22 protein-coding genes are annotated in these 20960 nt (G+C 63.7%); 3 read left to right on the top strand and 19 right to left on the bottom strand.

What is annotated here, in order from left to right; all coding sequences use genetic code 11:
- Positions 1-4 precede the first annotated feature (4 nt).
- From acpP to ACNFIC_RS14090, 6 genes are all read right to left on the bottom strand, one after another.
- Positions 5-241: an acyl carrier protein gene (gene acpP / locus ACNFIC_RS14115; RefSeq protein ID WP_009685065.1), complete on the bottom strand. Its 237-nt coding sequence runs from the start codon at positions 239-241 to the stop codon at positions 5-7.
- Between the two features lie 204 nt (positions 242-445).
- A complete protein-coding gene (gene fabG / locus ACNFIC_RS14110; protein WP_138221300.1) occupies positions 446-1186 on the bottom strand; it encodes a 3-oxoacyl-ACP reductase FabG in 741 nt (246 codons plus the stop codon).
- Between the two features lie 16 nt (positions 1187-1202).
- Complete coding sequence (fabD, locus tag ACNFIC_RS14105) at positions 1203-2141, bottom strand: ACP S-malonyltransferase (RefSeq protein ID WP_138221299.1); 939 nt, start codon at positions 2139-2141, stop codon at positions 1203-1205.
- 160 nt (positions 2142-2301) lie between these two features.
- Complete coding sequence (gene plsX, locus ACNFIC_RS14100) at positions 2302-3312, bottom strand: phosphate acyltransferase PlsX (protein WP_138221298.1); 1011 nt, start codon at positions 3310-3312, stop codon at positions 2302-2304.
- Between the two features lie 3 nt (positions 3313-3315).
- The gene (gene rpmF, locus ACNFIC_RS14095; RefSeq protein WP_008096416.1) at positions 3316-3498 is read right to left on the bottom strand and encodes a 50S ribosomal protein L32; all 183 of its coding nucleotides are present in this window, start codon (positions 3496-3498) and stop codon (positions 3316-3318) included.
- A gap of 13 nt (positions 3499-3511) precedes the next feature.
- Positions 3512-4039, bottom strand: coding sequence for a YceD family protein (locus ACNFIC_RS14090; protein ID WP_138221297.1), 528 nt, complete (start codon positions 4037-4039; stop codon positions 3512-3514).
- A 95-nt stretch (positions 4040-4134) separates the two neighbouring features.
- On the opposite strand from ACNFIC_RS14090, the gene ACNFIC_RS14085 reads away from it, so the two are divergent.
- Positions 4135-4713: a Maf family protein gene (locus ACNFIC_RS14085; RefSeq protein ID WP_138221296.1), complete on the top strand. Its 579-nt coding sequence runs from the start codon at positions 4135-4137 to the stop codon at positions 4711-4713.
- A gap of 44 nt (positions 4714-4757) precedes the next feature.
- Here the strand turns inward: ACNFIC_RS14085 and ACNFIC_RS14080 are convergent, their stop codons facing one another.
- The 3 genes from ACNFIC_RS14080 to rluC are packed head-to-tail and all read right to left on the bottom strand — an operon-like array spanning position 4758 to position 7386.
- Positions 4758-5747 (bottom strand): S49 family peptidase, encoded by a 990-nt coding sequence (locus ACNFIC_RS14080; protein ID WP_138221295.1) that lies wholly within the window; start codon positions 5745-5747, stop codon positions 4758-4760.
- Positions 5748-5749: 2 nt separating this feature from the next.
- Positions 5750-6430, bottom strand: a complete 681-nt coding sequence (locus ACNFIC_RS14075; RefSeq protein ID WP_416781247.1) for an HAD family hydrolase — start codon at positions 6428-6430, stop codon at positions 5750-5752.
- Positions 6427-7386, bottom strand: a complete 960-nt coding sequence (gene rluC, locus ACNFIC_RS14070; protein ID WP_138221293.1) for a 23S rRNA pseudouridine(955/2504/2580) synthase RluC — start codon at positions 7384-7386, stop codon at positions 6427-6429. The genes ACNFIC_RS14075 and rluC overlap by 4 nt, the downstream gene beginning before the upstream one ends.
- 777 nt (positions 7387-8163) lie before the next feature.
- On the opposite strand from rluC, the gene rne reads away from it, so the two are divergent.
- Positions 8164-11352, top strand: a complete 3189-nt coding sequence (gene rne / locus ACNFIC_RS14065; RefSeq protein ID WP_138221292.1) for a ribonuclease E — start codon at positions 8164-8166, stop codon at positions 11350-11352.
- Between the two features lie 109 nt (positions 11353-11461).
- On the opposite strand, the gene murB is transcribed toward rne, so the two are convergent.
- From murB to ACNFIC_RS14025, 8 genes are all read right to left on the bottom strand, one after another.
- Positions 11462-12481 carry a UDP-N-acetylmuramate dehydrogenase gene (murB, locus tag ACNFIC_RS14060; RefSeq protein WP_416781246.1) on the bottom strand — a complete coding sequence of 340 codons (1020 nt, stop codon included), beginning with the start codon at positions 12479-12481 and terminating at the stop codon, positions 11462-11464.
- Complete coding sequence (locus ACNFIC_RS14055) at positions 12478-12942, bottom strand: low molecular weight protein-tyrosine-phosphatase (RefSeq protein WP_138221290.1); 465 nt, start codon at positions 12940-12942, stop codon at positions 12478-12480. The genes murB and ACNFIC_RS14055 overlap by 4 nt, the downstream gene beginning before the upstream one ends.
- Positions 12942-13706, bottom strand: coding sequence for a 3-deoxy-manno-octulosonate cytidylyltransferase (gene kdsB / locus ACNFIC_RS14050; protein WP_138221289.1), 765 nt, complete (start codon positions 13704-13706; stop codon positions 12942-12944). Before kdsB ends, ACNFIC_RS14055 begins: the two co-directional genes overlap by 1 nt.
- Complete coding sequence (locus ACNFIC_RS14045) at positions 13703-13888, bottom strand: Trm112 family protein (RefSeq protein WP_125463219.1); 186 nt, start codon at positions 13886-13888, stop codon at positions 13703-13705. Before ACNFIC_RS14045 ends, kdsB begins: the two co-directional genes overlap by 4 nt.
- Before the next feature lie 33 nt (positions 13889-13921).
- Complete coding sequence (gene lpxK / locus ACNFIC_RS14040) at positions 13922-14926, bottom strand: tetraacyldisaccharide 4'-kinase (RefSeq protein WP_138221288.1); 1005 nt, start codon at positions 14924-14926, stop codon at positions 13922-13924.
- Entirely contained in the window at positions 14926-15360 is a 435-nt protein-coding gene (locus ACNFIC_RS14035) for an ExbD/TolR family protein (RefSeq protein WP_138221287.1), read from the bottom strand. Before ACNFIC_RS14035 ends, lpxK begins: the two co-directional genes overlap by 1 nt.
- Positions 15357-15992, bottom strand: a complete 636-nt coding sequence (locus tag ACNFIC_RS14030) for a MotA/TolQ/ExbB proton channel family protein (RefSeq protein WP_138221286.1) — start codon at positions 15990-15992, stop codon at positions 15357-15359. The genes ACNFIC_RS14035 and ACNFIC_RS14030 overlap by 4 nt, the downstream gene beginning before the upstream one ends.
- Before the next feature lie 312 nt (positions 15993-16304).
- On the bottom strand, positions 16305-18500 hold the full coding sequence (locus ACNFIC_RS14025) for a DNA internalization-related competence protein ComEC/Rec2 (RefSeq protein ID WP_416781245.1): 2196 nt from the start codon (positions 18498-18500) through the stop codon (positions 16305-16307).
- A gap of 143 nt (positions 18501-18643) precedes the next feature.
- Between ACNFIC_RS14025 and ACNFIC_RS14020 the strand changes: the two genes are divergently transcribed.
- A complete protein-coding gene (locus ACNFIC_RS14020; RefSeq protein WP_138221284.1) occupies positions 18644-19285 on the top strand; it encodes a DUF2062 domain-containing protein in 642 nt (213 codons plus the stop codon).
- Here the strand turns inward: ACNFIC_RS14020 and ACNFIC_RS14015 are convergent.
- Together ACNFIC_RS14015 and ACNFIC_RS14010 are read right to left on the bottom strand one after the other, a co-directional pair.
- Positions 19169-19948 carry an ABC transporter permease gene (locus ACNFIC_RS14015; protein ID WP_138221283.1) on the bottom strand — a complete coding sequence of 260 codons (780 nt, stop codon included), beginning with the start codon at positions 19946-19948 and terminating at the stop codon, positions 19169-19171. The genes ACNFIC_RS14020 and ACNFIC_RS14015 overlap by 117 nt on opposite strands.
- Positions 19945-20877, bottom strand: coding sequence for an ABC transporter ATP-binding protein (locus ACNFIC_RS14010; protein ID WP_416781244.1), 933 nt, complete (start codon positions 20875-20877; stop codon positions 19945-19947). The genes ACNFIC_RS14015 and ACNFIC_RS14010 overlap by 4 nt, the downstream gene beginning before the upstream one ends.
- Between the last annotated feature and the right edge of the window lie 83 nt (positions 20878-20960).

The raw sequence follows: 20960 nt of genomic DNA, 5'->3' as shown, positions 1-20960 counted from the left end.
CGTCTTAGGCCTGGTGGTTTTTGACGTAGTCGATGGCAGCTTGAACGGTAGTGATCTTTTCGGCTTCTTCGTCAGGGATTTCGGTCTCGAATTCCTCTTCCAGAGCCATCACCAGCTCAACGGTGTCAAGCGAATCGGCACCCAGGTCATCGACGAAGGACTTCTCAGCGGTCACTTCCTCTTCCTTGACGCCCAGTTGCTCGGCGACGATTTTCTTGACGCGTTCTTCGATGGTGCTCATACCTAGTTTTCACTCCTAATGGACATATGTCAGGCAGCTGACCGGTGCCCAAGTTTATAGAAAGACGCCTGCTTTTCAAGCGGAACACGCCTTCGACTTGGTCACCCGACCCACTGCCTGGAATCTGGTTGCAGCTTTATAACGGATTTTAGGCTCGCAGTATGACTGTTTTTTGAAGCAATCCGTCACATCGCATTGCGGTTTTTACATGTACATCCCGCCGTTCACTGGCACGGTAGCGCCAGTAACGTAGGCTGCGCCATCAGATGCCAGGAACGAAACCACCTTGGCGATCTCGTCGGCCTGACCCAGACGCCCCAGCGGAATCTGGGTCTGCAAGGCTTCACGCTGCGCCTCTGGCAGCTCGCGGGTCATGTCGGTATCGATGAAACCTGGCGTCACCGAATTGACCGTGATACCACGCGATCCCACTTCACGAGCCAGCGCACGACTGAAGCCTTCCAGGCCTGCCTTGGCAGCTGCATAGTTGGCTTGACCCGCGTTGCCCATGGCACCGACCACCGAGCCAATGCTGATGATACGACCCCAGCGCGCCTTGGTCATGCCACGCAGCACGCCCTTGGACAGACGGTAGAGGCTATTGAGGTTGGTGTCGATCACATCAAACCACTCGTCGTCCTTCATGCGCAGCATGAGGTTGTCACGCGTGATACCAGCGTTGTTGACCAGGATGGCCGGGGCGCCGAACTGCTCGCCAATGGCGCTGAGCACCGCGTCCACGGACTCGGCGCTGGTCACGTTCAGTTCCATGCCGGTGCCGGCGATGCCGTGCTCCTTGAGGGTGGCGGCGATACGCTCGGCACCGGAGGCCGAAGTGGCCGTACCGATCACGGTGGCGCCTTGGCGACCCAGTTCGAGGGCGATGGCCTGGCCGATGCCACGGCTGGCGCCGGTAACCAGTGCAACTTTACCTTGCAGGCTCATGCAAGCGTCTCCAGATTCAGGCCAGCGCCGCACGGGTGGCGGCGACAGCGTCAGGGGTATTGAGGTTGTAGGTGGTCACGCCGTCAGCGCAACGCTTGTTCAGGCCGGCCAGTACCTTGCCTGGGCCGCACTCGACCAGGTTGACCGCACCATGGGCAGCCAGGGCCTGCACGCATTCGACCCAACGCACCGGCTGGTACAACTGCGCCAGCAAGTCCTGCTTGAGGGTATCGAGGTCGGCAGCGATGGCGGCAGTGACGTTCTGCACCACCGGGATCTGCGGGGCCTTCCATTCGATGGCGTTGACCGACTCGGCAAAGCGTTCGGCAGCCGGCTTCATCAGCGCACAGTGCGACGGCACGCTGACCGCCAGAGGGAGGGCGCGCTTGGCACCTTTGGCCTTGCACAGCTCGATGGCACGGTCCACCGCAGCCTTGTTGCCAGCGATGACCACCTGGCCAGGCGAGTTGAAGTTCACCGCACTGACCACTTGATCTTCGGCAGCTTCGGCGCAGATCTCGACCACCACGGCGTCGTCCAGGCCAAGAATCGCGGCCATGGCGCCATGCCCGGCCGGCACGGCCTCCTGCATCAGCTGGCCACGGCGCTCGACCAGGCGAACGGCGTCCTTGAGCGACAGGCTGCCAGCGGCGACCAGGGCGCTGTACTCACCCAGGCTGTGACCGGAAACGAAGGCCGGCTGCGCGCCGCCCTCTTCGAGCCAGAGGCGCCACAGCGCGATGGACGCGGTGAGGATCGCCGGCTGGGTCTTGTCGGTTTGATTGAGTTGTTCTTCAGGGCCTTCCTGAACCAGTTTCCACAGGTCGTAGCCCAGGGCCTCGGAAGCTTCCTTGAAGGTCTCGACGATCACCGGCTTTTCGGCGCCGAGTTCGGCGAGCATGCCCAGCGACTGGGAACCTTGGCCGGGAAAGACGAATGCGAGGGATGCAGACATTGAACAAGCCCTTATGATCTTGTCGTCGGATAGGGTGCGCCAAGCCAAAGGCTGGGCGCGCAATCTGAACACTTGGATGGATACGCAGACCAAGCGGTCACATTTAAGCACTTCATGGGCGTTCTGCCCAAAGTCTTTGTTTTTCCACGAATGACCGCACCTACGGCAACAGGTCTTCGAGCCGCCCGTGCAGGCGCTGAGGCAGGTTCTCCTGGATTTCAATCAAGGCTCGCTGAATCGCACTCTGCAAGCCTTGCACACCTGCCGAGCCATGACTCTTGATGACGATGCCCTGCAACCCCAGAAAACTCGCACCATTGTGCCGCGCAGGCGCAAGATCAGCCTGAAGACGCTTGAGCAGCGGCATCGCCACCGCACCCGCGACCCGCGACAACGCGCCGCCCTTGAACAGTTTCTCGATACGCGCAGCGATCATGGTCGCCAGCCCCTCACTGGACTTGAGCAGGATGTTGCCGACGAAACCGTCGCACACCACCACATCCGCTTCGCCCCGGTACAAACCGTCGCCCTCGACGAAACCGACATAGTTGAGACCACGGGCGTTTTGCAGCAACGTAGCCGCAAGTTTCACCTGCTGGTTACCCTTGATGTCCTCAGTGCCAATGTTCAGCAGCGCCACCCGCGGGCGATGAACCCCCAAGGCCTGGGCCGCCACCGAGCCCATGACGGCGAACTGATAGAGGTTCTCGGCACTGCAATCGACATTGGCACCCAGATCGAGCAGTTGGCAGTAACCCGTCTGGGTCGGAATCGCCGCCACCATCGCCGGGCGATCGATACCGGGCAAGGTCTTGAGCACGAAACGTGACAACGCCATGAGCGCGCCGGTATTGCCGGCACTCACGCAGGCCTGGGCCTTGCCGTCACGCACCAGTTCCAGGGCGATACGCATCGACGAGTCTGGCTTGCCCCGCAGTGCCTGCGACGGACGCTCGTCCATACCCACCACTTCGCTGGCCGCAACAATCTGCAGGCGCGCGCGATCGGCAGCCGACAGGCCGCTGACAAGATCTTCAAGGAGGGAGGGTTGACCGACGAGGGTCAGGTGCAGCGAGGGAGTAGCCGAAAGGCAGGCAATGCTAGCCTGGACAATGTTGCGGGGACCGAAGTCCCCGCCCATTGCGTCGATCGCGATGATCTGAGCGGACAAGGATTACTCGTCAGCGCCCTTGTCGATCACTTTGCGACCACGGTATACGCCTTCTGGCGAAACGTGGTGACGCAGGTGTACTTCACCGGTGCTCTTCTCTACCGACAGGGCGTTTTCCGACAGGGCGTCGTGCGAACGGCGCATGTCACGGGCAGAGCGGGATTTTTTGTTCTGCTGAACAGCCATAATTGATTAACTCCTAAACGTTTGGGTCACGCTTTAACTGCGCCAAAACACTGAACGGGTTGGACCGCGATACCTCGTCCTTGCTCGGCTCGGGCTCATCTGCGCCCGCCGGCTGCTGGCATTCTTCCGGATGATGAGCAGGCACGATCGGCAGGGCAAGCAAAAGCTCTTCCTCGATCAGCGCCTGCAGATCCAAAGGATCTTCGCCCAGTTCCAGCACGTCATAGCCTTTCGGCAACGACTGGGTATTCGCACCCTCCTTGACCACCGCGTATGTGCATTCGCTGTGGATTGGAAGGGTGACCAGCTCAAGACAACGCTGGCAAACCATCTTGACCTCGACGTCCAGCTCGCTGTGGATAACCACGACATGCTGTTCATCTCGTTCAAAATCGAACTTCGCCTGCACCGTACCGACATTGTCGGAAAGCGGGTCGCAGAGTCTTTCCAAATCAGCGAGTTGCAGCGAACCGTTAAGGGTTACGCCACGATCAGCTAATTTGCGCGGGTCAACGTGAGGTGGAATCGGGTCATTCAACATAGGCGCAGCATTCTATTTACGCACCCCTCCCCTGTCAAAGGAAATTAGGCGCTAATCGCATGGTAGGATTCGGGTCAAACGCCAAGGAGTCTATCATGCTTCCCCTGTTACTGGCTTCCAGCTCCCCCTACCGACGCGAACTGCTCGCTCGCCTGCGCCAGCCGTTCACCTGGGCAAGCCCTGATCTAGACGAACGCCGCCTGGCGGACGAGCCCGCCACCGAACTGGTCCGGCGCCTGGCCAGACAAAAGGCCCTGGCCCTGGCCGCCAGCCACCCCAATTACCTGATCATCGGCTCCGACCAGGTCGCCGTGCTGGGCGAGCAGATCCTCGGCAAGCCGCACACCTTCGAGCGCGCCTGCGAACAATTGCTCGAATGCAGCGGCCAACAGGTGACCTTCCTGACCGGCCTGGCGCTGCTCAACAGCGCCACCGGCCACTGCCAGGTCGATTGCGTACCGTTTACCGTGACCCTGCGCGAACTGGACCGCGAGCGCGTGGAGCGCTACGTGACAGCCGAGCAGCCACTGGACTGCGCCGGAAGCTTCAAGGCAGAAGGACTGGGAGTGAGTTTGTTCAAGAGCACCCATGGCTGCGACGCCACGAGCCTGATAGGGCTACCACTGATCCGACTGGTGGACATGCTGCATCAAGAAGGGGTGCAGATACCCTGAAAGCATCGCGGGGCCAACTTAGCCCCGCCCCCTTCAGGCATGCCTCACCGCAGCGAAGGCCCCTGCATGCCCATGTAAAGCGCCAGACGCTCAGCCACACTGGCGCCGATACGCTTGGAGAAGCGATCGAATGGCGACTCCTGCACGGTAAAGTCCACCAGATCCTTCTCCCCAACGATGTCACGGGCGACATAGCTGGCACTGCCCAGACCATCCACCAAGCCCAGCGCCTTGGCCTGCTCGCCCGACCAGATCAGGCCACTGAACAGCTCGGGATGGTCCTTGTCCTTCAAGCGCTCACCGCGCCCCTGCTTGACCATGGCGATGAACTGGCGATGGGTGGTATCCAGCACACCCTGCCAAAATGCGGTCTCTTCCGGCTTCTGCGGCGAGAACGGGTCGAGGAAAGCCTTGTGCTCACCTGCGGTATAGGTGCGTCGCTCCACGCCCAGCTTGTCCATGGCACCGACAAAGCCGTAACCGGCCGCCGTGACACCTATCGACCCCACCAGACTGGCTTTGTCGGCATAGATCTCGTCAGCCGCACTGGCAATGTAATAGGCACCCGAGGCGCCCAGGTCAGCAATCACCGCATACAGTTTGATAGACGGATACTCGGCGCGCAGGCGCCGGATCTCGTCATACACATAACCCGCTTGCACAGGACTACCGCCCGGACTGTTGATGCGCAGCACCACGGCCTTGGTCTTCGGATCCTTGAACGCCTCACGCAGGCTCTTGATCAAATTATCGGCACTGGCAGGCTCCTGATCGGCGATCACCCCACGCAACTCCACCAGCGCGGTGTGACTGGCACTGCGCGAGGCGGCCTTGTCGACATCCATCAAAGGCGTGAACAACACCAGCATGCCGAACAGGTAGACGAAGGTCAGCAGCTTGAAGAAGATCCCCCAGCGGCGCGCCCGGCGCTGTTCCTGAACGCTCGCCAGCAGCGTCTTTTCCAGCAGCTTCCAGCTCTTGCGCTCTTCGTCGCCCGAAGCATCGGACTCCGGCGCCTTCCATTCGTCAGCCATGCTCACCTACCCTGGGAGTTGAACTGCACCGGGGCTGCCAGCCACTCGCGCAGTTGAGAAAAATGATCGATACATACCTGCGGCCCGAACTCGGCAAGGGCTTGCAACGACATCGCGCCGTAACCCACCGCCACCGAATGCATGCCAGCATTGCTGGCCATCTGCAGATCGAATGCAGAATCTCCGACCATCAGCGCCCGCCTCGGTTCGACCTGGCAATGCGCGAGAATCTGCTCGAGCATCAGCGGATGCGGCTTGCCCCGCGCCTCGTCGGCACCGCGCGTAATGTCGAAGTAGCGCTCCCAGCCATTGACCTTGAGCACCCGATCCAGCCCGCGCCGCGCCTTGCCGGTGGCCACCGCCAGACGGTAGCCCTCTGCACGAAAGGCCTCGAGCGACTCTACCACCCCCTCGAACAGCGGCGAAGGCTGCTGATCCAGGGCCATGTAGACCTCAGCATAATGCTGACGAAACGCTTGCACCTGCGCCACCGCCAGGTGCGGGTACAGCACACTGATCGCCTCATCGAGAGCGAGCCCGATGATGCCTTTGATCGCCTCTTCACTACACGACGCCTCGCCCGCGCGCTCGGCGGCTTGGTTCATGGCCTCGACGATCCGACCGACAGAGTCCGCCAACGTGCCATCCCAGTCGAAGATCAGCAGGTCGTAACGCTTGCTCATGAGCCAGACGCCAGACGCTCGACGGTCTTGGCCCACATGTCATCCACCGGAGCCTCCAGCTTGAGCTCGCCGCCATCGGGCAGCGGCACCGTGAGCTGGTAGGCATGCAGGAACAGGCGCTTGCCGCCGAGGTCGCGGATTTCACGGGTGAAGTCTTCGTCACCGTACTTGCTGTCGCCGGCAATCATGTGCCCGGCGTGCAGGGTATGCACACGAATCTGGTGGGTACGTCCAGTGATCGGCCGCGCCTCGACCATCGTGGCGAACTCGCCGAAGCGGCGCAGCACGCGGAACATCGTCAGCGCCTCCTTGCCCTCCTCGCTCACCTCGACCATACGCTCGCCCGAACGCAGATTGCTCTTCTGCAACGGCGCATTGACTTGCTTCTTGGCGGTAGGCCAATGACCGCGAACCAGCGCCATGTAGCGCTTGTCCACGCCATCGCCACGCAGGGCAGCATGCAGGTGGCGCAGCATGCTGCGCTTCTTGGCGATCATCAGCAGGCCCGAGGTGTCACGGTCCAGGCGGTGCACCAACTCAAGCTCCTTGGCATCCGGGCGCAGCTGGCGCAGCGCCTCGATTACGCCGAAGCTCAGGCCGCTGCCGCCATGCACGGCAATACCGGCGGGCTTGTTCATCACGATCAGCGCCTTGTCCTCGAAGACAATCGCAGCCTCCAGGCGCTGCAGCAGCCCTTGGGCCACTGGCGCCGGCTCGTCGCGCTCGGGCAAGCGAACCGGCGGCACGCGCACGATATCACCGGCCTGGAGCTTGTATTCAGGCTTGATACGCCCCTTGTTCACCCGCACTTCACCCTTACGCAGGATGCGGTAGACCAGGGTTTTGGGCACGCCTTTGAGGGCGGTGATGAGGAAATTGTCGATGCGCTGGCCGGCAAGCTCGGGCGCCACTTCGATCAGCTGAACGCCGGAAGTCGGGGGGGTATTGGTCGTCATGGCGGGATCATAACAATTTTTTATGGAATTGAAGCACTTAATCATTGCTGCTATAGTCGCGAACGCCGCCAAAAGCGGCAGGCCAGCGGCAACAGGCTCTACGCCGGCCCTGACCATCGCAATTCCCGAGGACGCGAGGCCGTCCTACGGAGCGCTCGCCAGTTTAATGAATGCCTGGAATCGCCACCAGCGCCGTGTAGAGAAGACCGAAAAAAAACGACAAGTGCGGTGTTTCACCTGCTTACCCGATTCTTTTCGCAGCACCTCTGCCCGCCACCGACGTTTCCGCGCATTCCGGGCGAATGCTTCGGAAATACCTGCCTTGGATATGTTATGGCGCCAGCTCGTGACGGAGCTGGCGAAAAATGCAACCCGTTGCGGATTCAGCGCGCGGCAGCACCGAATTTTCAGGGATACGTGCAGGGTGGAGATGCACAGCCCTCGGAACGTGTGGCACGGCGTCCAGCCACCGACCACTGGTCGGCAAGCGGACAATGTCCTGAACAGACGCTCGACGAGCATCCACGGCCGACGGTTGATTCCTCCTCCTGACTGAGTGCACCAGGCCTGTCGGTTGCTTCTGATACCACAGGTTCCGGTCTGCACCGCAGCAAACAGGACGCGTCGTCGCGACAACGGCAGGCTGGGTAACCGGCTGGTGCCGAACGTTGCTCGACACGGGGGTGGCACACCACCCTTTGCGCACCTTGGCACCTATCATGACAAGTCGTGTGGGCCGAACGCCGTTTCCGGCAGCCCGGAAACCGACGGTACAACATGAAAAGAATGCTGATTAACGCGACTCAACCCGAAGAGTTGCGTGTAGCACTGGTGGATGGCCAGCGCCTCTACGACCTGGATATCGAATCCGGCGCCCGTGAGCAGAAAAAGGCCAACATCTACAAAGGCAAGATCACCCGCATCGAACCTAGCCTCGAAGCCGCGTTCGTCGACTTCGGCTCCGAACGTCACGGCTTCCTGCCGCTCAAGGAAATTTCCCGCGAGTACTTCAAGAAGGCCCCCGAAGGCCGAGTCAACATCAAGGAAGTGCTGAGCGAAGGCCAAGAGGTCATCGTCCAGGTCGAGAAGGAAGAGCGCGGCAACAAAGGCGCCGCCCTGACCACCTTCATCAGCCTGGCCGGTCGCTACCTGGTGCTGATGCCCAACAACCCACGTGCTGGCGGCATCTCCCGCCGCATCGAAGGCGAAGAGCGCAACGAACTGCGTGAAGCGCTCAACGGCCTGACCGTTCCCGGCGACATGGGCCTGATCGTGCGTACCGCTGGCCTTGGCCGCAGCAGCGAAGAAATGCAGTGGGACCTCGACTACCTGCTGCAACTGTGGACCGCCATCAAGGAAGCCTCGCAAGACCGCGCCGCGCCGTTCCTGATCTACCAGGAAAGCAACGTCATCATCCGCGCGATCCGCGACTACCTGCGCCAGGACATCGGCGAAGTGCTGATCGACAGCATCGATGCCCAGGAAGAAGCCCTGACCTTCATCCGCCAGGTGATGCCGCAGTACGCCAGCAAGGTGAAGCTGTACGAAGACAGCGTACCGCTGTTCAACCGCTTCCAGATCGAAAGCCAGATCGAGACCGCCTTCCAGCGCGTCGTCGACCTGCCGTCCGGTGGCTCGATCGTGATCGACCCGACCGAAGCCCTGGTTTCCATCGACATCAACTCGGCGCGCGCCACCAAAGGTAGCGACATCGAAGAGACGGCGCTGCAAACCAACCTGGAAGCCGCCGAAGAGATCGCCCGCCAACTGCGCCTGCGCGACATCGGCGGCCTGATCGTGATCGACTTCATCGACATGACCCCAGCCAAGAACCAGCGCGCAGTCGAAGAGCGTGTACGCGAATGCCTGGAAGCCGACCGTGCACGCGTGCAAGTTGGTCGCATCTCGCGCTTCGGCCTGCTGGAAATGTCGCGTCAGCGCCTGCGCCCATCGCTGGGCGAAAGCAGCGGTATCGTCTGCCCACGCTGCTCCGGCACCGGCATCATCCGTGACGTCGAGTCGCTGTCGCTGGCGATCCTGCGCCTGATCGAAGAAGAAGCCCTGAAGGACCGTACCGCCGAGGTACGTGCCCAGGTGCCAATCCCGGTGGCTGCATTCCTGCTCAACGAGAAACGCAACTCGATCACCAAGATCGAATTGCGCACCCGTGCGCGCATCATCATTCTGCCCAACGATCACCTGGAAACCCCGCATTTCGAAGTCCAGCGCCTGCGCGACGACAACCCGGAAGTGCTGAACAACCAGTCCAGCTACGAGATCGCCGCCTCCGAAGCCGAAGAGGCCCCGCAGCCGACCGCCACCCGTACTCTGGTTCGCCAGGAAGCGGCGGTGAAGACCGCACCAGCGCGTGCCAACGCACCGGTCCCGAGCGCCGAACAACCGCAGCCTGCCGCACCGGTCGTGGCAGCGCCAAGCGCCCCAGAGCCAAGCCTGTTCAAAGGCTTGGTCAAGTCGCTGGTCAGCCTGTTCGCCGGTAAGGAAGAGCCCGCCGCCGCCCCTGCCCCGGCCGAGAAACCGGCCAGCGAGCGCCCGGCGCGCAACGAAGAGCGCCGTAACGGTCGCCAGCAGAGCCGCAACCGCAACGGTCGTCGTGACGAAGAACGCAAGCCGCGCGAAGAGCGTGCCGAGCGTGCGCCACGCGAAGAGCGCCAGCCACGTGAAGAGCGCGCACCGCGCGAGGAACGTGCCCCGCGTGAAGAGCGTGCTCCACGTGAAGAACGCGCACCTCGCGAAGAACGCGCACCGCGCCAGCCGCGTGAAGACCGCCGTGGCAACCGTGAGGAACGCGTGCGTGAGCTGCGTGAGCCGCTGGATGCCACTCCAGCCGAGCGCGAAGAGCGCCAGCCACGTGAAGAACGTGCTCCTCGTGAAGAACGCGCACCACGCGAAGAGCGTGCCCCGCGCGAAGAGCGCGCACCACGCGAAGAGCGTGCCCCGCGTGAAGAGCGCGCACCACGCGAAGAACGTGCCCCTCGCGAAGAGCGTGCTCCACGTGAAGAGCGTCAGCCGCGTCCGCCACGCGAAGAGCGTCAGCCGCGTGCGGACGAGCAGGTTGCCGAACAGGCCGCCGAGCTTGCCGAAGAGCAACTGCCGAACGAAGAGCTGCTGCAGGACGAGCAGGAAGGTGCCGATGGCGAGCGTCCACGCCGTCGTTCGCGTGGCCAGCGCCGTCGCAGCAACCGTCGTGAACGCCAGCGCAATGCCAACGGCGAGCTGATCGAAGGCGGCGACGAAGAAGGCAACGACGAGCAGCCGCAACAGCACCAAGCCACCGAGCTGGGCGCTGAACTGGCCGCAGGTATCGCCGTGACCGCCGCCGTCGCCAGCAGCAACATCAGTGCCGAAGCAGAAGCCCAGGCTAACCAGCAGGCCGAACGCGCCAGCGAAGCCGTTGCCCAGGCCCAGGCCGAAAGCACCGAGCAAGCCACTGAACAAGCCGAAGCCGTTGCCATTGCACCGGTCGTCGAGCAGCCAGTCAGCGAGCCAGTGGCCGTCGAACCAAGCATCGCGCCTGTGGTAGAAGTCGCTCCGCAACCGGTCGTCGAAGAGGCCCCGGTGGAGCAGCCAGCCGAAGTAGCTGCCGAGCCTGCCCCTGTCGTGGCAACGCCAGTCGCTGAGGCTGTGGTGGTAGAAGCGCCTGTGGTCGAAGCCCCAGAGCCTGAGCCAGCACCGGTCGTTGAAGCGCCGGCAGCCGAACAGCCCGCCCCAGTGGTCGAGGCCAATCCTGTCGAAGCCCCAGCCGCCGAGCCAGCCCCAGTGGCTGCCGAACAGGCGCCGGTCGAGCCGGCCACCGTCATGCTGTCGAACGGCCGCGCGCCAAACGACCCGCGTGAAGTGCGTCGCCGCAAGCGTGAAGCAGAGGCCGCTGCCGCTGCCCAAGCTGCCGCCGAAGCTGCTCCAGCCCTGGAAACCACCGAAGACGAGCACAAGCCTCATCACGGTTGATTCCGGTCGCTGAATGAGAAAGCCCCGCCAGTGCGAACTGGCGGGGCTTTTTCTTTTTGGGCCTTGCGGTTAAAGGCTAACGGCTTCGCCGGGTATCACTGGCTGCGACTCAGTACAGGTTCGGCTCCATCTCAAGCGTCACCCCGAAACGCTCGAGGATATCGGCCTGGATGCGCTGCGCCAGCGCATGCAGTTGCGCACCGCTGGCCTGCCCATAGTTGACCAGCACCAGCGACTGCAAACGATGCACACCGGCATCGCCCTCACGATGGCCCTTCCAGCCGGCCTGCTCGATCAACCAGCCAGCAGCCAGCTTCACTTGCCCATCAGCCTGCGGATAAGCCACTACGTTGGGGTATTGCGCGCGGATCCTTTCGGCCAATGCACCCGTCACCACCGGGTTCTTGAAGAAGCTGCCGGCATTGCCCAGCTCGGCTGGGTCTGGCAGCTTCTCGCGGCGGATGCTGCAAATCGCCGCACTGATCGCCTTGGCGGTGACCGTTTCAACGCCCTGCTCTGCCAGGCGCTGGCGCACCGGACCATAGTCCAGGTGGGCATTGAGCGAGCGGCCAAGCACGAATCGCACACGCAGGATCAACCAGCGGCCAGGCTCACGCTTGAACAGGCTGTCACGGTAGCCAAAGTCGCATTCTTCAAGCGAGAAGTCCCGAAGCTCACCGGTCTGGCGATCAAGTGCGGTAAGGCCGGCGAACACGTCCTTGATCTCCACCCCGTAGGCGCCGACGTTCTGCATCGGCGCGGCGCCCACGGTGCCTGGGATCAGACTGAGATTTTCCAGGCCACACAAGCCCTGCTCCAAGCTCCACTGCACAAAGGGATGCCAAGGCTCGCCAGCCTCAGCCTCCACCACCACCCGCTCCCCCTCATCGCAGAGCAAGCGTCGACCACGACTGGCCATGTGCAGCACCAGCGCGTCGATATCACCGGTCAACAACAGGTTGCTACCACCGCCGATCACCAGGACCGGCAACTGCCGTGCGCCAGCCTCGGCCAGGGCCTGGCGCACCTCGTCGTCGTCATGGGCCTGGGCGAAGTAACGTGCAAGCACGTCGATGCCAAAGGTGTTGTAGGGCTTGAGCGAAACCCGCTCCTGCCAGTTCGTCGTCATAACCGCCCCTTGATTTCCAGCACCAGCTCCCGACAGGCCGCCTCGACCAAGTCGAGCACCTGCTCGAAGCCGTCGGCACCGCCATAGTAAGGGTCTGGCACTTCGTCCAGGGCTGCGCCGTAGCGGCGCAGGAACAAGTCGAGTTCGCCACGGCTACCCTGCGGGCGCAAGGCCTGTAGGTTGCCAAGGTTGCTCTTGTCCATGGCCAGGATCAGGTCGTACTCGTTGAAGTGCGCCGCCTTGACCTGCTGCGCACGCTGGCGCGAGAGGTCGTAGCCACGCGCCAGCGCGGCCTTGCAGGTACGGCTGTCGGGTGCCTTGCCGACGTGCCAGTCACCCGTACCGGCGGACGCCACCTGCACCCGCTCAGCGAGGCCTTCGGCCTGCAATTGATGGCGCAGCACGCCTTCAGCGGTAGGTGAACGGCAGATATTGCCAAGACAGACGAACAGAACGCGCATCAGGCCTCCAGCAAGCGCCGCACGCGCTCCAGGTCTTCTGGGGTGTCGACGCCCACTGCCGGCGCCTCGATGGCATCGGCGACATGGATCCGCACGCCATGCCACAACGCACGCAGTTGCTCCAGCGCCTCGGTCTGCTCGAGCCAGCACGGCCCCCAACCGACGAAGTCCTGCAAGAAGCCCACGCGATAGGCATACATGCCGATATGGCGGCGATACGGCACACCTGCCGGCAGTTGCTCGCGGTCATGGGCAAAGGCGTCGCGGGCCCACGGCAGCGGCGCGCGGCTGAAGGTCAGCGCCAGGCCGTTCTTGTCGCTGGTGACCTTGACCGCGTTGGGGTTGAACACGCTATGCGGCTCATGGATCGGCTCGGCCAAGGTGGCGATGCCGGCCTCGGGGTGCGCGGCCAGGTTAGCCGCCACTTGATCGATGATCACCGGCGGAATCAGCGGCTCGTCACCCTGCACGTTGACCACGATGGCATCGGCGGCCAGCCCCAGCTGGGCGGCGACTTCGGCCAGGCGATCGGTGCCCGACTCATGGTCGGCGCGGGTCATCAGGACTTCGCCGCCAAACGCCTGGCAGGCCTCGACGATGCTGGCATCGTCCGTCGCGATGACCACGCGCGCTGCACCACTCTTGCGCGCCTGCTCCCACACATGCTGAATCATCGGCTTGCCGGCAATCGCCAGCAGCGGCTTGCCCGGCAAGCGCGTGGAGCGCAGGCGGGCGGGAATCACCACGGTGAAGTCCAGGCTCATTTGTCCAGGCGCTCTTCGTCGGTCAGGGTGCGCGCCTCGGTTTCCAGCATCACCGGGATACCGTCACGGATCGGGTAGGCCAGGCCTGCGCCCTTGCTGATCAGCTCGGTCTTGTCGGCGCTGAGCTTGAGCGGCCCTTTGGTGATCGGGCAGGCCAGGATGTCGAGCAGTTTGGTGTCCATGCAGGTGTCCTTGAGAAAGGCATTGAAAAAGGCTCAGGGCCGGGCAGGCAGCAGGCCAGCGAGCTGGTTGTCGAACCAGGCCCTGAAGGCCGGCGACGGCACCGCATCGACCGCCAGATACCACCAGTCGTCGGCGGCGAATGGCCGGCATTTGACCGCGTCCTTCTCGGTCATCACCAGCGGCAGCGACGGGCTGAATGACAGTACCTCGCGACTGTAAGGCGCATGATCGGCGAAAGGGTGCGGCACCGGCTGCCAGTTTAGCCCCAGCAGGGTATTGAAGAAACGTTGCGGGTTACCGATACCGGCCACCGCATGCAGCGCCTGCCCGGCGGGGAACAGGTCCAGCGCGCGGCGCTCGCCGCTGCGCAGGTTGATCAGCGCGGTGGGTTGCAGGCTGAAGGCAAAGCCCTCGTCACGGTCCGCCGCAGCGCCGTTGAACAACACCGCATCCGCCTCCAGCAGGCGCTCGGCCGGCTCGCGCAGCGGCCCGGCGGGCAGGCAACGACGGTTACCCAGGCCACGCGCGGCGTCGATCAGCACCAGCTCAAGGTCACGGGCCAGGCGATAGTGCTGCATGCCGTCGTCGCACAGGATCAGGTCGGGGGCGTCGCTGTTCAGCAACGCCTGTACCGCACGGGCACGGTCGGGGTCGATCACCAACGGCACGCCGGAGCGCTGCACGATCAGCAGCGGTTCGTCACCGGCCTGCTCGGCGGGCTGGTCGGCGGCGACCCGCCAGGGATGATGGGGGGGCTTGGCGCCGTAGCCACGGCTGACCACGCCAACCTTAAGGCCGCGTTGGCGGCAGTGTTCGATCAGCCAGAGGATCATCGGCGTCTTGCCGGTGCCGCCGACAGTGATGTTGCCGACCACGATCACCGGCACGGGGGCGCGGTAGCTTGGGCTATCACCCGTGAGGAAACGCGCGCGCTTGCGGGTTACCACCCGGCGATACAGCGCCTCCAGCGGGCGCAGCAGCGCCAGCGCAGGGTGCCCGGCATACCAGGCCGCGAGGAGTCGGTCGGCGAAAGCCATCAGGGATTACCCTGCGCTGCCTCGACGGTGGTCATGCGCAACTTGCTGAAGCCGAGCTTGCCGGCCGCATCCATTGCGGTGATCACAGCCTGATGCGGGGTCTTGCCGTCGGCACTGATAGCCAGCGGCAGCGTCACATCACCGCCGGATTCCTTCTCGATCGCCTCGGTCAGGGTGTCCAGGTCGCTTTTGGGCAACAGGTGGTTGTTCACCGAGTACACGCCATCCGCGCTGATGGTGACCTCGATCAGCTTGCCTTCATCGGGCTGACCCGGCGTGGCGCTGGCCGCCTCGGGCAGCTCGACGCGCAGTTGGGTTTCGCGGGTAAAGGTGGTGGTGACCACGAAGAACAGCAGCAGCACGAACACCACGTCGATCAGCGACGCGAGGTTGATGTCGACGTTCTCACGCTGACGGTTGCGCCGGAACTTCACGCCTTGCCTCCGGCCACTTCGACCTCACGGTCGCCTTGCAGCACTTCGACCAGCTTGATCGCTTCCTGCTCCATGCCCACCACCAACTCATCGATGCGGCGCAGCAGGAAGCGGTGGAAGAACACCGCCGGGATGCCCACCATCAGGCCAGCGGCGGTGGTCACCAGGGCCTTGGAGATACCACCGGCGAGCACAGCGGCGTTGGCGGTCATCTGCGAGCCCATGAACGCACTGAAGATGTCGATCATGCCCAGCACGGTGCCCAGCAGGCCCAAAAGCGGAGCCATCGCGGCGATGGTGCCGAGGGTGCTGATGTAGCGCTCCAGTTCGTGGATGACCCGCGAGGCGGCCTCTTCGATGCACTCTTTCATGATTTCGCGGCCGTGACGCGAATTGGCCAGGCCGGCGGCGAGAATTTCGCCGAGGGGAGAATCGGCGCGCAGGGCCTTGAGCTTGTCACTGGTCAGTTGCTTGTCCTTGATCCACATCCACACCTGGCCCAGCAGGTGCGGTGGGGTGACGCGACTGGCACGCAGGGTCCACAGGCGCTCGACCACGATCGCCATGGCAACGATGGAACTCAGGATGATCGGCAGCATCATCCAGCCACCGGACTTGACCAATTCCCACACAGTTAGCATCCCCCTGGAAAAAGGCCGCCACTCTACCATAGGCGCGCCGAGGGCTCATCTGCCGGAGGTCAGGCAACAGCAACTCTAAAAACCACACGATCCCTGTAGGAGTTCACCCTGCCCTGCCGGGCTGCGCTGTCGCGCAGGGAACATTGCCAGCCGCCGCGCCGCAGTTTCCTGTGGGAGCGGGCTTGCCCGCGAAGCAAGCGACTCGGTGTGTGGCACCGGCTACGCCGGTGTTCGCGGGCAAGCCCGCTCCCACAGAGTTCTCTGTTAAATCAGATAGTTATTATTTGTTCTATAGAAGCGTGATCAGGGCCGCCAGAACCGGTGCCCGGCGCGCTCCCCGATCACCCCGTCATGGCGCCCGAGGCGCAAGCGCAGCGCCCCCTGCAATGCCGTGTCATGCACCTGCACACCCTGGCGTCGATAACGCTCGAGCACCTGCGGATGGGGATGCCCGAAGCCGTTGTAGCGCCCGCGCGAGATCAATGCGCCACGCGGCGCAGTGGCCTTGAGCAATGCCTCACCCGATGACGTGCGGCTACCATGGTGCGGCGCCTGCAACCAATCGATTCGGGGGTCGTCGGTGCTGGCCAGCCAGGCCCGCTCGGCACCCGCCTCGATGTCGCCGGCCAGCAGCAACCGCTCGCCGTTGGCCTGGACCCAGAGCACGCAGGAGCGCTCGTTGCTCGACGGTCCTTGCGGCCAATGCCAGAGCGCGAACTCGACACCGTCCCAGTTCCACCGCTCGCCGCGCGCACACAGCGCCCCTCCCGTGTCTTCGCCGCCCAGTTCGCGCAACACCGGCAGGCCCCGGCGAATAGCATCGGCACCCCCGGCGTGGTCGGCGTGGGCGTGGCTGATGAGCAGCAGGTCCAGTTGCTTGACGCCAAGCTTGCGCAAGGTCGGCAGCACCACCGTTTCGCCCAGGTCGGTAGTGCCGCGCGCAGGCCCTGCGTCATACAACAGGCTGTGCTGGTGCGTGCGCAGCAGCACCGCAAGCCCCTGGCCAACATCCAGTAGCCACACTTCGACCTGGCCAGGCGGCACCGCCTCACGCGGGGCCCACAACGCCAGCAGCATCACTGCCCCCGGCATTCTCAAAGGCACCCCTGCAGGCAGCAGCACCAGCAGCGCCCCCAGGCATACCAACAGCCAAGCCCACGTCGGCAGCGGCTCGGGTATCCACGCAGGTTGCCATTGCGCAGCCCAGCCCAAGACCGCGAACAGCCCTTGCAATGAAAGGCCCGCCAGCCACAGCAAACCCTCCCCGGCCCATGCCACCGGCAGCAGCGCGGTACCCAGCAAGGCTAACGGCAACACGGCCAGGCTCAACCAGGGCACCGCCACCAGGTTGGCCAACGGCGCGCTCAGGCTCACCGGCAAACCAAGCGCCAGCAACAAGGGCAGCAGCCCCACGGCAATTACCCATTGCGCGCGCGTCCAGGCCTGCCAGGGCCGCCAGGCGCCCAGTCGGGCCGAGAAGCACAGCACCAGCACCGCCACCGCTGCGAACGACAACCAGAACCCCGGCAACAGGCTGGCCAACGGCTCGATCAGCAACACCCCAAGCATTGCCAGCAGCAACGGCGTGCCGGCCCCCACATGCCGAAAACGCAGGCGCCACAACAGCACCACCGCGAGCATCAGGCAGGCACGCTGCACCGGTACACCGAAGCCCGCCAGCCAGCCATAGCCCAGCGCCGCCGCCATGCCGAGCGTGCACGCCCAAGGCAGCCACGCTAGCCGCGCAGGCCAAAGGCCCAGCCGCGCAAGCGCGGCCACCAGCGCATAGACCAATCCCGCCAACAAGCCGATGTGCTGGCCCGAGATCACCAGCAGGTGCACCGTGCCGGTGGCTTGCAGGGCGTTCCAGTCCTCGCGCGCCAACCCTGCGCCATCGCCCAGTACCAGCGCCACCAGGGCCGCCTCGCGGCCCCCCGCATCAGTGGCCAGCAAGCGCTGGCGAATGCCGTCTCGCCAACTGACGGCCGGCTCGCCCACGCGTTCACCGGCCTTGACCGTCCCAGTGGCGCCAATGCGCCTGGCCAACAGCGTAGCCTCACGGTCCGGGCCGTGGGGGTTGAGCAAGCCATGCGGGCGGCGCAGGTGGACGGCCAGGCGCCAGCGCTCGCCTGCACGCAACTCAGGGCCTTCGAACCAGCTCAACTGCATGCGCCGGGGCAGTTCGGCACGTCGCGCTACCGGGTGTTCGAGTTCGAAGCGCACCCCTTGGGCGGTCTGCACGGGCAACCCTACCACCCGCCCCTCCAGCCACAAGGTTCGACCATCAAGTGGCGGTGCCAGGCGGTCGTCCAGCGCCTGCTGCGCAGACCAACAGGCCCAACACAGACCCAGCGCGAAGCAGCCCAGTGGCCACAGCCGGGTGCGCAGGCACGCCAGCGCCAGCAGAACAGCAGCAATCAGCCAGCCGACCGATGGCAAGGCAGGTAGAAAACGCAGGCTGAGCAGCCCGAGCACCAGCGCAAGCATCCCTGTGCGCATGAGATAGCACTCCAGAAGCGAATAAGGCCTGTGAGGCTTAGCCGATCCTGGGGAAATGCTTGCTCAACAATTGTCACAAACTCTGAACGAGGCGCAGGTTGAATGGAGGCATACTTAGCCCCTTAAACCCGCCGGGAGCCCACATGCCGCGCCGTCTGTTCAAACGCTACATGCCGGACCCGACCAGCATCCGGGAACACAAGTCGTTACGCTTCTTCGGCAAGCTGCTGCACGACCCGAACCTCTGGCACCTCAACCGGCATTCGGTGGCACGGGCCATGGGCGTGGGCCTGTTCGCCGCGCTGATTCCCATCCCCATGCAAATGCTGCTGGCCGCCGCGCTGGCAATTCCGGTGCGTGGCAACCTGCCCATCGCCGTCAGCCTGGTGTGGTTGACCAACCCGCTGACCATGCCGCCGGTGTTCTTCGTTACCTACATGACCGGCGCCTGGCTGATGCAGGTGCCGCCGCGCAGCTTGCCCGAAGAAATCACCGTCGACTGGGTCACCGACCAGCTAGCAACGCTCTGGCAACCGTTCCTGCTGGGCTCGGTGGTGTGCGGGGTGGTTCTGGGCGTTGCCGCCTACTTCACCACCCACCTCTACTGGCGCTGGTGGGTGGGCCGGCAGTGGCGCCGGCGCCAGTGTCGCTGCGCGCCGGCAAAGGCCTCAGGCACGCATGCCACGACCGCTGACCAGCAGGCGGACGCACAGCACGTAGAGCACCGCGGTGGCCACCAGCATGAAGCTGATCGCCGTGCCAATACTGATGTCCGACACTCCTAGGATGCCGTAGCGGAACGAGTTGACCATGTGCAGCACGGGGTTGGCGAGCGACACAGTCTGCCAGAACGGCGGCAGCAGGTTGATCGAGTAGAACACCCCGCCCAGGTAGGTCAAAGGCGTCAGCACGAAGGTCGGAATGATCGAAATGTCGTCGAAGTTACGCGCGAACACGGCATTGACGAAGCCCAGCAGCGAGAAGATGGTCGCGGTTAGCAGTACCACCACCACGGTCACGCCCAGGTGATGCACCTGTAGGTGAGTGAAGAACAGCGACAGGAAGGTCACGATCACCCCCACTGCCAGCCCGCGCAGCACGCCGCCAAGCACATAGCCGACCAGGATGGTGTGCGGCGAGACAGGCGAGACCATCAACTCTTCAATCGAGCGCTGGAACTTGCTGCCGAAGAAGCTCGACACCACGTTGCCGTAGGAGTTGGTGATCACCGACATCATGATCAACCCCGGCACGATGTACTCCATGTAGGTGAAGCCGTTCATGTCGCCGATCTGCCGGCCGATCAGGTTCCCGAAGATCACGAAGTACAGCACCATGGTGATCGCAGGCGGCAGCAGGGTCTGCGGCCAGATGCGCAGGAAGCGCCGCACCTCGCGGTAGACGATGGTGTTCAGGGCGACCCAGTTGGTGCGCAGTTCCACACTCATACGGCCACCTTCGACAGGTTCTTTTCCACCAGGGACACGAACAGCTCCTCGAGTCGGTTGGTCTTGTTACGCAGGCTCTGCACCTCGATGTTGTTCAGCGCCAGTTGGCCGAACAGCGCGGTGATGCCGATGTCCTTGTCCACCTGCACTTCCAGGGTGTGCGGGGTGATCATGCGGCACGGGTAGCCTTGCAGCACCGGCGCGCCAGGCAGGTCATGCTTGAGGTCGAGCACGAAGGTCTCGACGTGCAGCTTGCCCAGCAGTTGGCGCATGCTGGTGTTCTCGACGATGGTGCCGTGGTCGATGATGCCGATGTTGCGGCACAGTTGCTCGGCTTCTTCGAGGTAATGGGTGGTGAGGATGATGGTGATGCCTTTCTGGTTAAGCTCGGTGAGGAAGCTCCACATCGAACGGCGCAGCTCGATGTCCACCCCCGCAGTCGGCTCGTCGAGGATCAACAGACGCGGTTCGTGGATCAGTGCACGGGCGATCATCAGCCGGCGCTTCATGCCGCCAGACAGCGCGCGCGAGGGCACGTCACGCTTGTCCCACAGCCCCAGTTGGGTCAGGTATTGCTCGGCGCGGGCCTTGGCCACCTTGGGTGGGATGCCGTAGTAGCCGGCCTGGGTGACGACGATGTCGAACACCTTCTCGAACTGGTTGAAGTTGAACTCCTGGGGCACCACGCCCAGGCAGCGCTTGAGCGCCGCAGGCTCGCGGTCCAGGTCGTGGCCGAACACATTGACCGTGCCGCTGGTCTTGTTCACCAGAGTGGACAAGATGCCGATGGTGGTGGATTTGCCGGCGCCGTTGGGGCCGAGCAAGGCGAAGAAGTCACCTTCGGCGACGTCCAGGTCGATACCCTTGAGGGCCTGGAAGCCGTTGCCGTAGGTCTTGGTCAGCTGTCGGATGGACAGGGCAGAACTCATAGCGGGTCACGTACCAATGCAAAAGGTTCAGGACACGCCAGGTGAAGTCACTGGCGCAGTGAGTACGGCCATGGTGCAAGGCC

The sequence above is a fragment of the Pseudomonas sp. NY15463 genome (assembly GCF_048068415.1).
Taxonomy (GTDB): domain Bacteria; phylum Pseudomonadota; class Gammaproteobacteria; order Pseudomonadales; family Pseudomonadaceae; genus Aquipseudomonas; species Aquipseudomonas mosselii_C.
This window is presented reverse-complemented; position numbering and strand designations above follow the sequence as displayed.

What these genes read in the sequence shown, in the direction of transcription:
- acpP (WP_009685065.1), bottom strand. Translation starts at nt 241, where the DNA reads ATGAGCACCATCGAAGAACGCGTCAAGAAAATCGTCGCCGAGCAACTG.
- fabG (WP_138221300.1), bottom strand. Translation starts at nt 1,186, where the DNA reads ATGAGCCTGCAAGGTAAAGTTGCACTGGTTACCGGCGCCAGCCGTGGC.
- fabD (WP_138221299.1), bottom strand. Translation starts at nt 2,141, where the DNA reads ATGTCTGCATCCCTCGCATTCGTCTTTCCCGGCCAAGGTTCCCAGTCG.
- rpmF (WP_008096416.1), bottom strand. Translation starts at nt 3,498, where the DNA reads ATGGCTGTTCAGCAGAACAAAAAATCCCGCTCTGCCCGTGACATGCGC.
- ACNFIC_RS14090 (WP_138221297.1), bottom strand. Translation starts at nt 4,039, where the DNA reads ATGTTGAATGACCCGATTCCACCTCACGTTGACCCGCGCAAATTAGCT.
- ACNFIC_RS14085 (WP_138221296.1), top strand. Translation starts at nt 4,135, where the DNA reads ATGCTTCCCCTGTTACTGGCTTCCAGCTCCCCCTACCGACGCGAACTG.
- ACNFIC_RS14080 (WP_138221295.1), bottom strand. Translation starts at nt 5,747, where the DNA reads ATGGCTGACGAATGGAAGGCGCCGGAGTCCGATGCTTCGGGCGACGAA.
- ACNFIC_RS14075 (WP_416781247.1), bottom strand. Translation starts at nt 6,430, where the DNA reads ATGAGCAAGCGTTACGACCTGCTGATCTTCGACTGGGATGGCACGTTG.
- rluC (WP_138221293.1), bottom strand. Translation starts at nt 7,386, where the DNA reads ATGACGACCAATACCCCCCCGACTTCCGGCGTTCAGCTGATCGAAGTG.
- rne (WP_138221292.1), top strand. Translation starts at nt 8,164, where the DNA reads ATGAAAAGAATGCTGATTAACGCGACTCAACCCGAAGAGTTGCGTGTA.
- murB (WP_416781246.1), bottom strand. Translation starts at nt 12,481, where the DNA reads ATGACGACGAACTGGCAGGAGCGGGTTTCGCTCAAGCCCTACAACACC.
- ACNFIC_RS14055 (WP_138221290.1), bottom strand. Translation starts at nt 12,942, where the DNA reads ATGCGCGTTCTGTTCGTCTGTCTTGGCAATATCTGCCGTTCACCTACC.
- kdsB (WP_138221289.1), bottom strand. Translation starts at nt 13,706, where the DNA reads ATGAGCCTGGACTTCACCGTGGTGATTCCCGCCCGCCTGCGCTCCACG.
- ACNFIC_RS14045 (WP_125463219.1), bottom strand. Translation starts at nt 13,888, where the DNA reads ATGGACACCAAACTGCTCGACATCCTGGCCTGCCCGATCACCAAAGGG.
- lpxK (WP_138221288.1), bottom strand. Translation starts at nt 14,926, where the DNA reads ATGGCTTTCGCCGACCGACTCCTCGCGGCCTGGTATGCCGGGCACCCT.
- ACNFIC_RS14025 (WP_416781245.1), bottom strand. Translation starts at nt 18,500, where the DNA reads ATGCGCACAGGGATGCTTGCGCTGGTGCTCGGGCTGCTCAGCCTGCGT.
- ACNFIC_RS14020 (WP_138221284.1), top strand. Translation starts at nt 18,644, where the DNA reads ATGCCGCGCCGTCTGTTCAAACGCTACATGCCGGACCCGACCAGCATC.
- ACNFIC_RS14015 (WP_138221283.1), bottom strand. Translation starts at nt 19,948, where the DNA reads ATGAGTGTGGAACTGCGCACCAACTGGGTCGCCCTGAACACCATCGTC.
- ACNFIC_RS14010 (WP_416781244.1), bottom strand. Translation starts at nt 20,877, where the DNA reads ATGAGTTCTGCCCTGTCCATCCGACAGCTGACCAAGACCTACGGCAAC.